This window comes from Vibrio sp. Vb1729, from assembly GCF_033338655.1.
GTDB lineage: Bacteria > Pseudomonadota > Gammaproteobacteria > Enterobacterales > Vibrionaceae > Vibrio > Vibrio alginolyticus.
The window spans coordinates 600,724-617,165 of the sequence record NZ_JAWOTB010000011.1 but is presented as its reverse complement, the minus strand read 5'-3'; the positions used below and the strand labels follow the sequence as shown (position 1 = coordinate 617,165).

General features: G+C 45.3%; 5 protein-coding genes. 3 read left to right on the top strand and 2 right to left on the bottom strand.

Annotated features, from left to right (window positions below; translation table 11 throughout):
* Positions 1 to 25: 25 nt before the first annotated feature.
* Positions 26 to 2,095 (bottom strand): DNA helicase IV, encoded by a 2,070-nt coding sequence (gene helD, locus R7E29_RS07525; protein WP_005376572.1) that lies wholly within the window; start codon positions 2,093 to 2,095, stop codon positions 26 to 28.
* Between the two features lie 324 nt (positions 2,096 to 2,419).
* On the opposite strand from helD, the gene yccS reads away from it, so the two are divergent.
* The 3 genes from yccS to R7E29_RS07510 all read left to right on the top strand — a co-directional run bounded on the left by yccS (position 2,420) and on the right by R7E29_RS07510 (position 5,376).
* The gene (yccS, locus tag R7E29_RS07520; RefSeq protein WP_005376573.1) at positions 2,420 to 4,573 is read left to right on the top strand and encodes a YccS family putative transporter; all 2,154 of its coding nucleotides are present in this window, start codon (positions 2,420 to 2,422) and stop codon (positions 4,571 to 4,573) included.
* A gap of 189 nt (positions 4,574 to 4,762) precedes the next feature.
* Complete coding sequence (locus R7E29_RS07515) at positions 4,763 to 4,993, top strand: hypothetical protein (protein WP_005376575.1); 231 nt, start codon at positions 4,763 to 4,765, stop codon at positions 4,991 to 4,993.
* Between the two features lie 80 nt (positions 4,994 to 5,073).
* Positions 5,074 to 5,376, top strand: coding sequence for a hypothetical protein (locus tag R7E29_RS07510; protein WP_054576047.1), 303 nt, complete (start codon positions 5,074 to 5,076; stop codon positions 5,374 to 5,376).
* Between the two features lie 183 nt (positions 5,377 to 5,559).
* Here the strand turns inward: R7E29_RS07510 and R7E29_RS07505 are convergent.
* A partial coding sequence (locus tag R7E29_RS07505) for a cadherin-like domain-containing protein (protein WP_318082547.1) occupies positions 5,560 to 16,442 on the bottom strand: 10,883 nt, incomplete at its 5' end.

Genomic DNA, 16,442 nt, shown 5'->3' with positions numbered 1-16,442 from the left:
GTTTTTAACATTCTAAACGTTGCATTTAACGGGAAGTCACTATGGGATAGTCACCATTAACGAGCTCTTGAACGAATGCAGATCCCGCACCAGTATGCGTGATCCAAACCTTCTCTTTCGCACGTGTAATCGCCACGTAAAATAGCCTGCGCTCTTCTGCGTAAGGGAATTTGTCTTTGGACTCCGTCAACGCACCATCAATGTGAATTTGCTTCTTCTTAGCGGGGAATTGCCCCTCATCCACAGAAAGAATAATCACAAAGTCAGCTTCGCGTCCTTTACTCGCATGGCAAGTCATAAAGCGAATATCGAGATTAGGGAAACGTCGCAACCAATCGTCGAACAAATCGGGCTTATGATAATGGTTACGTCCTAGCAATAAAACTGACTTGGTTTGCTTGGCTTGTTGATTCAAGTGATCCAAGATCTTTTCCACTTGATTGCTCGGCGCGGTATGTACGCTCTTCTGCTTGCGTTGTTTGTGGCTGTTTAGTGTTTTCGGCAACTGCGATGGGTTTTGCTGCACGAATGTATTCGCTACATCACCAATCTGATTGTTGAAACGATAAGTTGTATCTAAGTGATGAACGGTAGAGTGAGCAAAGCGTTCTTTAAAGCCAGTGATAAGATCTACATCCGCTCCTGCAAACTGATAGATCGCTTGCCAATCGTCGCCAACAGCAAATAACGTGGCACCTGCTTGTTTCTGAGTGGATTCACACAGTGCTTCAATCAATGCCAGACGATCTGGAGAGATATCTTGATACTCATCGACCATAATAAAGCGCCATGGCGAGACAAACTTCCCTTTATTCACATAATCTGTCGCACGACTGATCATGGTTGGGAAATCCACTTGGTTGCTTTCTTTAAGCATTTTCTGCCACGCTGTAAAACATGGCCAGCATAAGGCGAGTTCACTATTTAAACGCGTATAGTCTTGGTGGTTTACGAGCTTTTCTTGTACTTGCTTTTTGGTCAACCCTACCGCCGCTAAATGAGACAGCTGCGAATCTAGCCAAGCGATCAGTTTTGGATTTTCTGAATGGCTTCCTAACTCATCATCCCCTTTTAGGTACGCAATCGGCCATTTGTCTAAATGTTTTTGCCAACGTTTAAAGTTGGTGGGTGTCATCCAATGTTTTTTCAACCAGTCTACACACCATGCCGTTCGTTGATTTTCGTCCAACGCTAAAGGGCTAATTTCGACAGGTTGCTGTTCGACTTGTTTAAGAATATACAAGCCCAACTGATGGAATGTGTTGACGCGCACACCGTCTGCCGCCATGCCCACTTTATCTACTAAGCGTTCTTTCATTTCAGTCGCCGCATCACGACCGAACGCTAACATGAGAAGCTCTTCTGCTTGAGCCTGATGGCTTTGCAACAAATAGGCAACTCGTGCGGTTAAAACGCTGGTTTTGCCCGAGCCGGCACCAGCAAGAACTAAGTTGTGGTCGTCGTTGAGTAATACCGCATATTGCTGGGATAAATTCAAAGGAGAGGATTCAATTTGATTAAACAGCACTTCCCAATTTGGACGTTCTGCTTCTAGCCAATCGCGATTACGCTCACCAAGCGCCTCAGAGGTATCAATGAGCCAAGGCTCTATTTGCGACATACGATTCGGCATTCGCATTTTGGCTTCTTCTAGGGTGGTTTTCATCTCGCTTAACTCTTGGTTAAGACTTTCAACCCAGGAGACCACTTGAGAATGCGATAAGTAAGCAGGCAAGTGCTTTAGTTTGTAAAGCTCTTCTTCCCACTTAGGTAGATACTCAGCCAGTTTTCGGCACTGAGTGTTGTGCCACTCTTGATATTGACGAACGGCCTCAAGCGCGAACTTTCGGCATTGTGGCCACGGTAAACCTTGGACTAGCCAGCTTTGTTGTTTGCCTTCGTGTTCATGAGCAAAAAACTGTAAAGAGCTCCATAATAACCCACGCTTTACGCTAACTTTGCCATTCCAGATCGTAAAAGGAATATGTTCTTCACTGCCTATCGAGCTTAATAAAACACTGTTCTCTTTTATTTCGACGTGATGGTACTCATTTTGAATAAAAAACTGTGCTTTGCTAGTGGCAGTAAGCTGCATGAAACGTGCGCCTTTTAGTTTAGAAGTTGTCGATTTATATCATTTTAAGGCGCTAAATTGTAGCAACGGCGAGCTCCTAAGTAAGCTTCTTCTTCTATTCTTTAATAAAATTCACATTACTGTCGATTTAATAACCTAAAGCTGAGGTTATTTGAAGCTGGCTTTACAATCCTCAATACATGACCTGGCAGCTTTAATATAAGTCAATGACATCCCTGCTGATTTTATCAGCAACCACGAATTTTTCTTAAAGTAAATCATAAACGCGCTATAGTGGGTCTGGTAGTATTCCCCCTGTTCTTCATCGGAAACATAAGGCGCATTGTGCAAGCAACTTCTAAATTTCGGCTATATTGGGCAAACAAGACGATAAATTACAGCGTTCTTATCCTCATTACCTTACTGGGTGTGGTTATCCCAACTTGGTACTTCGAGCAAAACACGCTGATAACGCCATTAATATTAGGCGTTATTGCTGCTGCTTTGGCTGAAAGTGATGACAGTTTCACTGGACGCATCAAGGCTCTGATTCTCACCTTTCTCTGTTTTGCGCTTGCTGCTTTTTCAATTGAAATCTTGTTCGATACCCCATGGGCGTTTGCGTTGGGATTATTTATCTCAACCTTCGGCTTCATCATTCTTGGGGCGATAGGTCCTAAGTACGCGAGTATTGCTTTTGGTTCGTTGCTGATCGCTATTTATACTATGCTTGGCGCACATGAAAGCACCAACATTTGGTTTCAGCCACTACTGCTTTTGACTGGTGCCGCCTGGTATTACTTCATGTCCATGATTTGGCAGATATTTTGGCCTCTTCAACCGGTGCAACAAAGCTTAGCCAATGTGTTCTTCCAAATGGCGAATTATCTTGATGCGAAAGCCAAGCTTTTTCACCCTGTGACCAACTTGACGCCACAACCGCTGCGGATTGAAGCTGCAAAATGCAATGCTGCCACGGTTACGGCACTAAACGCTTGTAAAACCACATTACTTAACCGATCGAAACGGGGTCACATTGATGGGCCTAGTGACCGATTTTTAAATATTTATTTCATCGCTCAAGACATTCACGAACGCGTCAGTTCTAGCCATTATCGCTATCAGGATTTAGCGACCGAATTTGAACGTTCTGATGTGCTGTTTCGTTTTAAATATCTTTTGGAGTCTCAAGCCCAAGCGTGTCGTGATATTGCACTAGCCATTCAGCTAGGAAATGAATACTCCCATACCGATCAATCTATTCTGGCATTAGCTGAAGTACAAAACTCTCTTGCTTATCTAGAAGAACAAAAGCAAGGGCACTGGAAACGTCTGCTGATGCAGTTAACATATTTATTCAATAACTTAGCGACGGTAGAAAAACAACTTAATAACATTAACAACCCAGATGTTGAAGGCCTCGAAGAAGATACCCTCGCCGATACCAACCCACACACGCTAAAAGCGATGTGGCAGCGTATATCAGCAAATTTACACAAAGATTCGATGCTGTTTCGGCATGCATTACGTATGTCAATTGCCTTAACGATTGGCTATGGAATCATTCAAATATTCAACATCGACCGAGGTTACTGGATACTCTTAACCACTTTATTCGTATGCCAACCGAACTACAGTGCCACTCGCCAAAAATTGACGGCGCGAGTAATAGGTACATTAGCTGGTTTGTTGATTGGTGTACCATTGCTGACTTTTTTCCCTTCTCAAGAAAGCCAGTTAGTATTTATCGTTATCTCTGGTGTGATGTTTTTCGCCTTCCGGATGAACAACTATGGGTACGCGACTGGTTTTATTACACTGCTCGTCCTCTTCTTATTTAATCAACTAGGTGAAGGTTACGCAGTTGTCCTTCCTCGACTAGCAGATACCCTCATCGGGTGTGTGCTTGCAGTAGGAGCTGTATTAGTTATTTTGCCCGACTGGCAGTCGAGAAGGCTTCACAAAGTTATGTCGGATGCGATAGAGGCGAACAAGCAGTATCTCGATCAGATCATTGGTCAGTATAGAATCGGCAAGAAAGACAATTTGAGTTACCGTATCGCTCGCCGCCAGGCCCACAATAATGATGCCTCACTCTCTTCTGCGATTAGTACGATGCTGGCGGAGCCTGGCAAATATCGCGCAGCTGTTGATGAAAGTTTTCGCTTCCTAACGTTAAATCACGCAATGTTGAACTATATTTCTGCATTAGGCGCGCACAGAACTCGCATCGAAGATGAGTCAATTCATAAACTCGTTTTAGATGCTCACCGTTGTATTCATCAGCATCTGGATGTACTTCATAAACAGCTTCACCAGCATTGTGAGGAGTGTGACCTATCTAATATTGATGATGCTGGACTCGAGCAACGCTTAAACGAATGGCGCGATGAAGACGACAGCTCTGCCCGCATGGTATTGCAGCAACTTCATCTTATCTATCGCATGCTCCCAGAGCTTCATTCACTTGCTAGTAAGTTTGCCGTCAGGGTAAGTTAGTAACATTCAAACCATATGTAAGAGGGAAGCGCTATATCGCTTCCCTTTTTCTTTTTACGCTTCCATCTACCCCAAAGTGGGTAATTATGTACCTTCTTAGGAAAAATCTGACGTATCACTTAACACACCTTGACAATATTCGGACAAAAAGCAATCGATCAAATTCTAATCTATTTTGGTTGAATAAATATGTTGTATCCAAAGGATGAAGAATTTCGGGCAACGACGGATAAACCGAATCACGACGAAGGTATTGAGATGAACGCACAACAATTTAATGAACTTAAACAAAAGCTCAGTGATTTAACGGCAAGTCAGTTAAAGTCATTACAAGGTGAGATCAGCGTGAAACTAAATAAAGCGCAAAAACCGGTTCTATCTGGTGAAGAAAGAGAAATGCTTGCCAAACTGTTTGCCTAATCAAGTCATTGATATAAAACACTTGAACGTTTTATAAACTCCACCTATGCTCTCACTATCATAATGTTGGGAGTAGTGATATGCCTGTATCGGGAATTCAATCTGGATACCACATCGTTCAGATGTCACAACAAATGGCCGAGAAAGCTGCACATGGCATTAGCAATAATGTAAGTAAGGTAAAAGAAGAGCTTTCTGATCACAACATCGATTTAGCTGCGGTTGCGGATGTCGCAATAACAGCCTCAACACCTAGCCTTCCCTCTCAAAAAGTTGAACCTCTCATCAACCTCGCACAAGCCGCTGGTTATAGCCGAGTTGGCGCGTCTGTCATAGAGAAAAACAATGAAATCATTGGCAGCTTGCTAGACATCCACGTTTAGGCGATTTAACGTCAAATTATCGCTATTTTAATTTCCAACTATCACTATAACGTCGTAACAAGATAACCCCTTTGCTTCGCACTTTATTTCTATTTCGATTCAAATACTCCTGTTTAAAATCAAGCTTTCCCGAAAAAAATGGGCGGCTTATCAGAGCCGCCCATTTTTGTGTTGTATACAGGTTTATCCGTTATCAATAACACCGTTGTTGAGCAATGACTCTACAATCTCGTTGGAGCTAAGACCGTTGAAGTCGATTGAAGTACCTAAGTTTTCCACGACAATAGTCTGTTGAACATTTGCATCCGTCGTAATGTTCAGAGAAACACTTTCCGTCGATGCATCGTAGTCTGCCGAAATGTGACCAAGCAGATCATCCATGTCGATCATTGAGTTATTGAGATCAGAGATAACTTCACGTAAATCGATACTGTCTTCGTTAACAGTGAAGTCAGTAATGGTATCCACTGCCCCTTCATCAACGGAATCTACCGTCCACTTGAAGATATCGCTGCCGTCTCCACCCGTTAAGATATCTGAGCCTAAGCCACCGATAAGCACGTCATCACCATCACCACCCAGAATAACGTCGTCACCGTCTCCACCAATCAAGTTGGTACCTGTGTCTCCGCTGACTAAATAGCTGTCGTCCACTGCGGTTGACTGGTCAATATCGTCGCTATCACTACTCACATCCAAACTAATTTGGACAGGTGAAGACTGCGCTTCATCGCCATTAGATTCCGTTGATATCGCCGTAAGCGAAATATCGTAAGAACCGACATCAATACCACTGTTAGTATCTGTTGCGACAATTTCTAGCGTATCAATTTCATCGCTTGGTACTGTCCAAGTGGTACCATCGAAGCTAATGCCTGATGGAGAAACGCCACTTGTTACCTCAGCACTAGCTGGTACGCCCGTTAGCTCCAAAGACAGCACCTCGTCAATATCAGTAAGCGCCGCCATGATTCCGACAATCGCTAAACCTTGACTGCTCGCGGTTTGGCTAGCCGCAATTTGACGAATGTAATTAAACTGAGGATTGATACTCAATGTAGGTGCATCAGCTACAGGTGTCACATTGATAGTGAAGTCTTGATTCGCTTCCAATGCGGTACCCGATGCATTTTCGAAGTACACGCCGTTGTCTTCGACTTTCACCGATAAAGTGATTGAAGCTGCGTTGACATCTCCTGCATCCACAAATACACCCTCAGAAGCGTCTGTTGCTCCAAGAACGGAGTTAATATTATCTGGTGTGCCCATTAGGGTGATTTCACCAGCCATCCCCGCCCCAACAGTCACACCACTACCTGCTGGCGGCTCGACACGAAGGTCGCCCTCGGTAACTGTAAGAGTCACGGTCATGCTTTCATTTGCTTGTGCGCCCGCAAAGTCGACGTCACTCACACTAATACCCGTTACTTTCTGGCCATCAGCTTCATTGATCGTATCCGTTACCGACGTTGCAGTGATTTCAGGTGCGTCATTGGTAGCTTCAACATTCAACACTGCTGTGCCCGCGATTGTAATTGGGTCTGGAGCGCCGTTAGTGGTTCCGTCATCTGTGATTTCATAAGTGAAATTAACGTCACCAAAGAAATCTGCTGCGGGTTCAAACGTCCACTCTGTCGCACTCACTTGAGTCAGCGTGCCGGAAGCTGGATCCACTAACACAACATTATCGACGGTCAAGTTGTCTGACTCAGGATCACTTGCGTTGCTCAGCAACTCAGTAGCCGTAATAGTTACCGAACCACCATCTTCTTCCGTACTACTCAACGTTACCTCTGATGTTACCGGTGCATCGTTCACCTCAGTGACTTCGAAGGTCGCCGTTCCTGACACCGTTTGAGGATCAGAAACACCGTTCGTTGTACCGTTGTCGGTAATGTCGTAGGTCAGATCGACCTTGCCGTTGTAGCCAGGCGCAGGAGTAAATGACCATGTACCTGTTACGTTGTCGAAATCCAATGTGCCGCTGCTTGGATCAACCAACTGGACATTGCTCACCATCAAGGTGTCGTTTTCAATATCAGACGCATTCGCCAACAAATCAGCTTGGGTAATATCAACCGCCGTACTGTCTTCTGCGATATCAGAAAGTGTCACTTCAGACGTCGTTGGAGCATCATTGACTTCCGTTACGTTGAACGATGCGCTGCCGTTAACCGATTTAGGATCGGATGCACCACTTGTCGTGCCATCATCTGTAATGGTGTACGTGATTTCAACTGGACCGTTGTAATCTGGTGCTGGGGTAAATTCCCACTCTCCCGTACCACTGTTGAAAGTAATGCTACCCGAATTCGGATCCGTTAACTGAACATTGCTGACCGTGAGGTTATCGTTCTCTACGTCTGTCGCATTCGCAATAAGATCCGCTTCAGAGATGGAGAACACACCACTATCTTCTTCAATATCCGGTAGCGTCACTGGCGTAGTTTCTGGGGTATCATTCACCGCTGTCACTTCAATATTGAAGCTGCTGCTGTTGGTATTTAGGGTGTCATCTACCCCACCAATTACGATACCTTCATTACCTTGGTCATCGACTGTCACGTCCACCTGAACGTCACCAAAGAAGTTCAGGTCTGGATTAAACTCAATCAGACCGTCTGCAATGGCATTGTTTAGATCGGCCACTGTACCTTTCAGTTCAACGGAGTCCGTACCATCACCGCTCACGGTTAGGTTGTAAGTAGCGATGAGCGTTGGATTAAGCTCCAAGATACCGCTGTCGACGTTCACATTGAGTACATATTCAGCATTCGGATCATCGAGTACGGCATCAATATCGGTAATGCTGAAACCATCAAGCAGCATTGGCGTATCTTCTGGTGTTTCCACATCCACGGTATTGACGAACTCTGGACGATCGTTCACTGCTTCAACATCAACAGTGACATCAAACTCCTCTGCGGAGCCCAAGCTTTGACTGCCATCGAGCCCAGTATCAACGGCTTGCACTTTGAAATGCAGCGAACCATCCCATGAGTTATCGTTGCGATCCCCAGAATTAAACACCACTTGATCCAAGTCTTGAGCATTGATTTCTAAGACAAAAATGCCGCCGCCTTGGTCAGTAAACACTGTCCCATCAGGTAATGAAACACTCGCCCCATCAGGGACATTGGAGACCTCAACTCTCAGCGTCTCTGGATCATTTTCCTGGTAGTTTGCACCATCTCCGATGGACTCTTTGTTATCAACCACTAACGCATTTACATTAATAACAATGTCTTCGCCCTCATTACCTGCAGCCGAAGTATCGGGATTCACATCAACATCATCACCAATAGGATTGACAATAAGCGTAAAGTTGTTGTTTCGTTCCGTTGGAACTTGTAGCAACTCCTCTTGAATGAAGACCGTAATACCTATCTCAGCCTCGCCACTAAAGTGTTTTGGCGGTTTAATTTGGATGTCACTCAGGTCAATGGACGTCTGAGTGAGATCTTTTAGTTGAATACTCCATTCGCCCCCACCGTTGTTCTTAACAACATAATCAGAGGAATTGGATTTAACGATAAAGTCATCAGGAAGCCCCGTTAACTTGAGTGAAACGAAACTCTCAGAACCGTCATTATCGTTCAGGCTGATCGAAACACCAGAGCCCGATTGATTCAGCGAAATTAAAGTATCTTCGTCACCAATCACCGTGATTGGCTGCGTCGGATCGGCACCTGTAATGGTAATGTCATCAACGACTGGCGTAACTTCAAATGTGACATCGTCAGTGAAGGTTCTCACATCTATATTATCGCCAGAGTTATTCAAGATAGACTGATCAAACACAGCTTCATCAGTAATTTCTCCCTCGATATTAATCTTGACGGTATTTTGGCCACCACCTACGGGGTAATTTTCTTTTGGCTTAAACAGAACATTGTCAAGCGCACCAGCTAAAATCTCAGCTTCATTAAACTCAATACTGGTTCCTAAGCTGTTACCATTGGCATCAACAAACTCACCTAATGTTGTGTCATCAAGCTCTAACTTGATGTTCGTTAGTGTTTCTCGACCACCTTGAGTGTTGTTAAATTGATCGGCAAAATCAACACTCAAGTTAAGTTGGATTAAGCCATCTTCGTAACCAACACCATCCGCCGTGGGAACGTCGTTATTTAGATCAGTCACAGGTTGTTTGTTTGCATCCAAGCCGAAAGTACCGACGATATCTACTCTTACATTTGGTGTGACATCGCTATCCAACGGCTGATCCCCGGCTGAACTCGGAACGTCTGCAACCGGTAAAACCTGAACTGGAAACTGGACATTATTTTCTTTTTCATCACCGGACTCAGTGTCTTTAGTGACAAACCGAATTGGCAATTCGAAATCACCTGCGTAATCTTCTGCCAAGTGCATCGTCAAACCATCAAGGCCAGTAATATTTCCACTCGCATCGATATGGGCTTGGAACACGTATTTACCATTGACAAAATCAACATCCGTCCCCGTGATCACCAAACCAGGAGGAATGCCAGGAGCTGTCGGGTCGACGATAATAGTTAAGACATCTTCCACACCATCTGCATTAATCGCATCGACTTTCGACGTCAACTGAGCACCAAGGTTAATAGAATTGTCTTCCAACGCTTGAATTTGGACATCATCAGCCACCTGAATCTCTGCCGCTACACTCATTTTCGGTGTGAGGACGGTTGGAAACTCTAGTGTCACATCCGTTTGACGCACGACAGTCGCATCTTTTTCGTTGCCCAAATCTTCGCCCAAATCATTCACTTCTGCGTAAATGGTTAAGCCAATTTGAGAGAGACCACCGTTATCGCCATCGTCGCTGTCATCGCTTGGTGTTAAATCAAGGCCAGACGGCGCTTTAATTGAGAAGTTGTCTTCATCGGTTACTGTCCAGCGACCTCCACCTTCATTTAGTGCACCGACGATAACCAATTGGTTGAGGATCTCAGGGTCCACATTGTGAAATTGAACAACAAGTTGAGTCACCACTTCATCTGAAGACGCATCAAACTCTTGGTATTTAATGATATGAGCACCAGATTCGCCCCCCATAGAAGTGTTGATCGTAAAGTCAATGTTACCTTGATCGTCTGACTTCACGATATCGGTAGCACCACCACCACTTTCAGTGACAAGCAGACGGGTTTGGTCATCTATTGCCCCCGTATTATCCTCTGGCTCAACGATTGGATTAACTTGGACATTCACCGTACCATTGATGGTTTTCTCAGCGATACCTTCACCGGGATTCGAAGCGTCAACATATTCATGGTCAATCTCTTTCACAGTGACGGTTGTGGTCAAGTCAAAGTCAGTACTTGAATCCTGCTCCAACTGAACTTGAACATAGCCACTTTGAGAGATTTTAGCGGAAAAATCTTGCTCTGATTCACCGGCTTGCGGTGAAAGCGTTAGTGTTCCAGAAACAAGCGTTTGTGCCACACCATCTACATAGACCGTGCTGCCTGGAGGAAATCCAGAGATGGTTACATCACTAAAGAATTCATCGGTATCAGGGCTTTGTACGAGCGTCGGTTTCCAATCGATGTCAAAGCGCGTATCTTCATCTCCCTCCGATCGAACAACGTAGTTATCTTGAGCGTCAATAACGGGTTCGACCTTGATCCTTACCTCTCTTTCAATCACACGACTATGACCATCATTCTCGGTAACAATGATCGTCCCTGTAATCGCAATGTTTTCAGTTGAAGAGGCTTCCGGAATAATTTGAATACCGGAATTAAAATTCAGCCCAGTGATGTTTGCTTCGTAAATCGGTTGACCGTTACCATCATAGCCAACAAAGGTGAGGTCAACGCTTGAACCGTCTGAATCTACGACACGAACACCGTCGGGGATGTTGGACAGGATAACAGTAATGGCTTCTGAATCATCCTGTGGTCTATCGGCAACTTCACCAGATACAACCGAGAAGTTAAGGTTTACAACACCATTCTCTTCGATAGTCGTCTCTATCCCGGCCACATCTCCGTCTACGAATCGGTTCCAAACGTTCCCCGCGTCAATTAATACCGTGTCTGGTATGTCAGCAACACCTTTTACACCAACGATGACGGTCTTACTGCCCAGTGACAACACATCTTCTGTCGTACCGGTAGACAATGATGCTGTGTCTTTCACAATGCCTTCGACATTGAAAGTAAAGTCATCATTGCTGTGCAACGGAGGAAGAACTTCGACGTTCGCTAATTCAGACTCTGGCACTTCGTAATAAAGTACATTGCCGCCTGAATCGGTCACTTCTACTATCTGACTTGGGTTTGCTGAGTCCAGCCACACCAAAGTAACCCCATCAATTGAGAAGTTAGAAATGCGCACAAATAACGCTTCAGAACCATCTAAGTCCGCTGATGGTTTCATGGTGATCACTTCACTTAATTGGAGTGGATCGTGATCAGTGACAGGGTCTACCGTATTTTGAGTTCGAGCATTATCCTCAAACACATTAATTCGGTTTACAGTAAAACTACCTTTATCCGCAACTGGGTTTACATCAATAATGATGGTTTCGGTTTCTGAGCGAGCGGTATCTTTCCCAAGCAGTGGATTGTTGTTTTCCGTCGTAATAGCGGTGACATCAATTCTGATTTCGCCCGAGAAGTTATCTATCGGATCAACTTGAACTTCATCAATTCGGCTTGCATCCACCAGATAAACACCACCGGATTTTGGTATCGCACTACCATCTGAATAGACTAACTCTGCGTTACCTTCTCCTTGTGTAAAGACAAGCTCGTACACAATGCCTTCTGGGTTACTAGTGTCTTGGGTTTCAGCCGTGATGTTAAGTGCGACATTGTTTCCATCTTCATCAACCGAGTAGTTAAATTCGCTGCTTGCCGTCCACGTTGCAATATCTGCGACGGCAGCAACTTCAATGTCTAAACGACCATTAATCGTATGATCTGGCGTACCATTGTTAAGAATTTCCACGCGGATACGAGGATCGATACCAGAAGCATCGGTTGATGTATGACGATCTGGTACGAAGTACAAGTTATCTAACGAGACAAGCTCACCATTGAATGACTGCTCAACATTTGATGCGTCGAGAACAACCGTATTGCCCACAGATGTTAATTCAATGTAGTTGCCACTGCCGTCTCTGTAGTAGAACGTACCGTTGTGAGTATCAGCATCTCGAATAGTGATGTCACCTAAGCTCTCGTTACGGTCGATATCGTGTAAATTGATAACCAAGTCGACTTTCGCAGGGCTAACATCCAGCGTCGACAAGTTGTCCTGAGTATTTGCAGAGTCAACGCCCACAACGACACCATCACGCCCTTGGTCTTCGAACGCAGTAACGGTAGACGTGTCAATTTGCGCATTGCGGTCTCTTATCGAGATATCCACATCGGCATCTGCGATATCGCCATCACCATCGGTTGCAACAACGTTGATGGTGAAATCAATCGAGTCGGTTTCGGTATGGTCAAGGTCGTCATTCGGACGGAATGACACACTGCCATCGGTTCGAACAACCAAACGACCGATTTCAGTATCCACTCCGTCAAGAACCTTGTGAACAAATACGACTTGGTCGCTGCCGTTCAAATCGACAGAATCAGAATCAACACCATTTTGCTTAAAGTAAATGCCTGAATCATCAGCCGAGAATGAAGTCACTTGTGCGTCGTCAGCACCAAGGTCATCATCCCCCTCTACAGGGTCTCGGAATAAACGAACCGTGCGGCTGCCTTGCCCCTCAACACGCGAAATAGATGCATCGTGCAAGGTTGGAACATCATCGGTAATCGTCACTGGTAAGTTAATACCTGCCGTATCACCATCGACATCGGTCGCAAAGACTGGGAGATCAAGTATGAGTGTATCTTCGCCTTGAGTTGAGTGATCTAGCGCACCCTCAAGCGTAAACTTGTAAGAGCCGTCAGCGTTCAAAACTAGTGTGAACACTGAGTTACCATCAGGTGTTTGACCTTGATAAGTAAAGTTGTTGTTGCTTACCGCGGTTTGAACTAACGTCACCGCAAAACCACCTGAAGTTACTCCTGGTATCGGGTTAGAAGTAAGATCCAGCTGATAAGAGACAACGGTATCTGCCCCTTCCACCGTATCGAAATTGCCCGTTGCTTCTAGGCTGTCTTTGTTGGTTGCCTGAGAGCCGTTGGCAAGGTCATCCTCATCAACAGCCAAAGCATCTGCTGATTTAATTTCGGGAATGTCATCAACTACGGTAATTGGAAGATTCAGTGATGATGACGTGTCACCATCAAAGTCTGTTACTGTAATTGGAATATCAATGACAAGGTTGTTTTCACCTTGAACAGCGTCATGGTCGATTGGTCCCAACAGCTCAAATTGGTAGCTGTCATTATTCGCATCAAGAGACAGCGTGAAGATCTTAGTTGATGTGCCAGTAATAACCGCTTCGTAACTGGTTACTCCACCATTCGTGCTTACTAGATTCAACTCGATGCTGCTGCCGTTCGACGTTAAACCAGACACGACTGCATCGAGGTCTGAAACTTGGTAGCTGACAATCTTGTCTGCACCAGCAACGACCTCAAATCCGCCGTTCAATACCGTTGAATCACTACTTGTCGTGTCAGAGCCACCGGAAAGATCATCTTCATCAACGGTTTGTTGGCTAGAGTCTGTCACTTTCACAATAGCTGGAACATCGTCCACCACGGTGATCGGCAAGGTGATGTTATTGGACACATCGCCGTCAAAATCGGTCGCGTTGACTGGGAAGTTGATGACTAACGAGTTTTCATCGTTACCCGCAGGATGATCAAGTGCACCCAACAGTTCAAATTCATAACTGTCTGCTGAACCATTTAGCGTCAGTTTAAAGACGGTGTCCGTCGTACCTTGTACATAAGCTCGGTACTCAATCACACCATTTGAATTTGAAAACTCAACCAACTCAAGCGGTTGACCACCTGAGGTAAGTCCAGAAACAGGCGACGTTAAGCTATCCAACTGGAAGCTAACGATAGAGTCGGCACCATCAGTAACGTCAAAGTTGCCACCAATGATATTGGATTCTGGCGTGTCGTCCGAACCTTGGCTCGGAATATCATCCTCATCCACAGACAAGGTACTACCAGAGCTAATAGCATCAATGGTTGGCTTGTCATCTACGATGGTCACTGGCAAGGTCGCAGTGATGATATCGTTGTCGCCATCCGTGATCTTCACAGGTAGATTCAACAAAATCTCATCAGAGTTAACCGCGTGATCTAACTGACCAGATAACTCAAAGTCGTATTTACCATCTTGATGAAGTGTCAACGTGAAGACCGTCACTCCACCCGGAGTTTGTCCCACGTAAACACGCGCGTCAGCAGTTGAAGCACCAACGTCTTGAGAAAGTGTTACCTCTTCTCCACCCGATTTCAGATTCGGGATAGGATTTGAGCTCAGATCCAATTCGAAAGCATCAATACCATCTGCGCTAGTGACTTCGAACTCACCTGATACCGTTAATGGCTCTTTCGTTCCATCAGAACCAAGAGGTAAGTCATCTTCGTCGACACGTAGACTTTCAATATTGGTAACAACTGGAACATCATCCACAACGGTAATTGGCAATGTGAAGGCTGGTGAAGTATCACCATCATTATCTGTCGCCGTCACAGGGAGGTTAATAACAATCTCGTTTTGCTGATTACCATCGGGATGATCAAGCGGCTTCTGTAAATCGAACTCATAGGAGTTGTTCGTTGCATCCAGCGTCAGTTCGAAAACCACTTCAGCAGGATTGCCAGCAACACCTTGGTATACGTTCACGCCATTTGCGCTAGAAGACAGAACTAAGGTGATAGCTTCACCATCTGAAGTCAGTGACGCAACAGGCGTGGTCAGGTCACTCAGCTGAATAGAAGCAACTTGGTCAGCACCTCCGGTGATATCAAAAGTACCTGAAATAACAGTATCTTCTGCACTTGCAGCATCCGTACCTGCTGGTAGGTCATCTTCATCAACGGTTTGTTCGCTGCCTGCTAGCAAACCATCAATGGTCGGAACATCATCCACAACCGTAATTGGTAAGGTGATGTTGTTCGACACGTCTCCATCAAAGTCAGTCGCGTTTATCGGTAAATTGATGACCAGTTCATTTTGGCCATCAGCATTTGGATGATCGAGAGGAGCAAGCAAATCGAACGTGTAGCTGTCATCAGAGGCATCAAGGGTCACACGGAATACTGGTGTCGTCGTGCCATCAATACGAGCTTCGTAAACTGAAACGCCACCTGCGTTTGATACTTCAACCATAACCAGAGATTGACCACCAGAGGTCAGGCCTTGTACTGGCGTCGTCAGGTCAGAAACGCTGTACTCCAAAATGCCATCAGAACCATCAGTCGCGATGAAGTTACCTGCAATGCTGTTCGACTGCGTACCATCAGATCCGACTGTTGGGATATCGTCCTCGTCAACCGTTTGCACACTTGTTGCTTCGATGCCACCAAGTGTCGGTTTGTCATCAACGATCTTGACAGGAATTGTCTCAGCAGACGTGTCGCCATCAAAGTCGGTTGCGATGATTGGGAAGTTCAGTGTCAGCTCGTCACTATCTACCGCGTGGTCGATTGGACCTTCTAGCGTGAAGTTATAAGAGCCATCGGTATTCACTGTCAGCGTAAAGACCGCTTCAGTCCCCGCTGCCGCTTCGTAAGTAAAGCTACCATCGCCGTTTGCGGTTTCCGTCAGTGTGACTGCCACGCCTTGTGATGTGAGTCCAGCTACTGGTGTTGCAGAAGCATCGAGCTGATAGCTCACCACTCGGTCCGAGCCTTGTGTGGTGGTGAAGTTGCCATCGATTGAAATCGGGTCAGTTTGGTCTGAGCCAATCGTACCTAAATCATCCTCATCAACGGTAATCGCATCAACATCGGTAATAGTTGGCTTATCGTCCACGATGGTGACTGGGATCGTTTCTGTGGTGGTATCACCATCAAAATCCGTTGCGATGATTGGGAAGTTCAGTGTCAGTTCATCACTGTCTACCGCATGGTCGATTGGACCTTGCAGCGTGAAGTTGTATGAACCATCCGTATTAACGGTCAGCGTAAATACTGCTTCAG

Coding starts and splice junctions, on each gene's coding strand:
- R7E29_RS07510 (WP_054576047.1), top strand. CDS start 5,074: ATGCCTGTATCGGGAATTCAATCTGGATACCACATCGTTCAGATGTCA.
- R7E29_RS07515 (WP_005376575.1), top strand. CDS start 4,763: ATGTTGTATCCAAAGGATGAAGAATTTCGGGCAACGACGGATAAACCG.
- helD (WP_005376572.1), bottom strand. CDS start 2,095: ATGCAGCTTACTGCCACTAGCAAAGCACAGTTTTTTATTCAAAATGAG.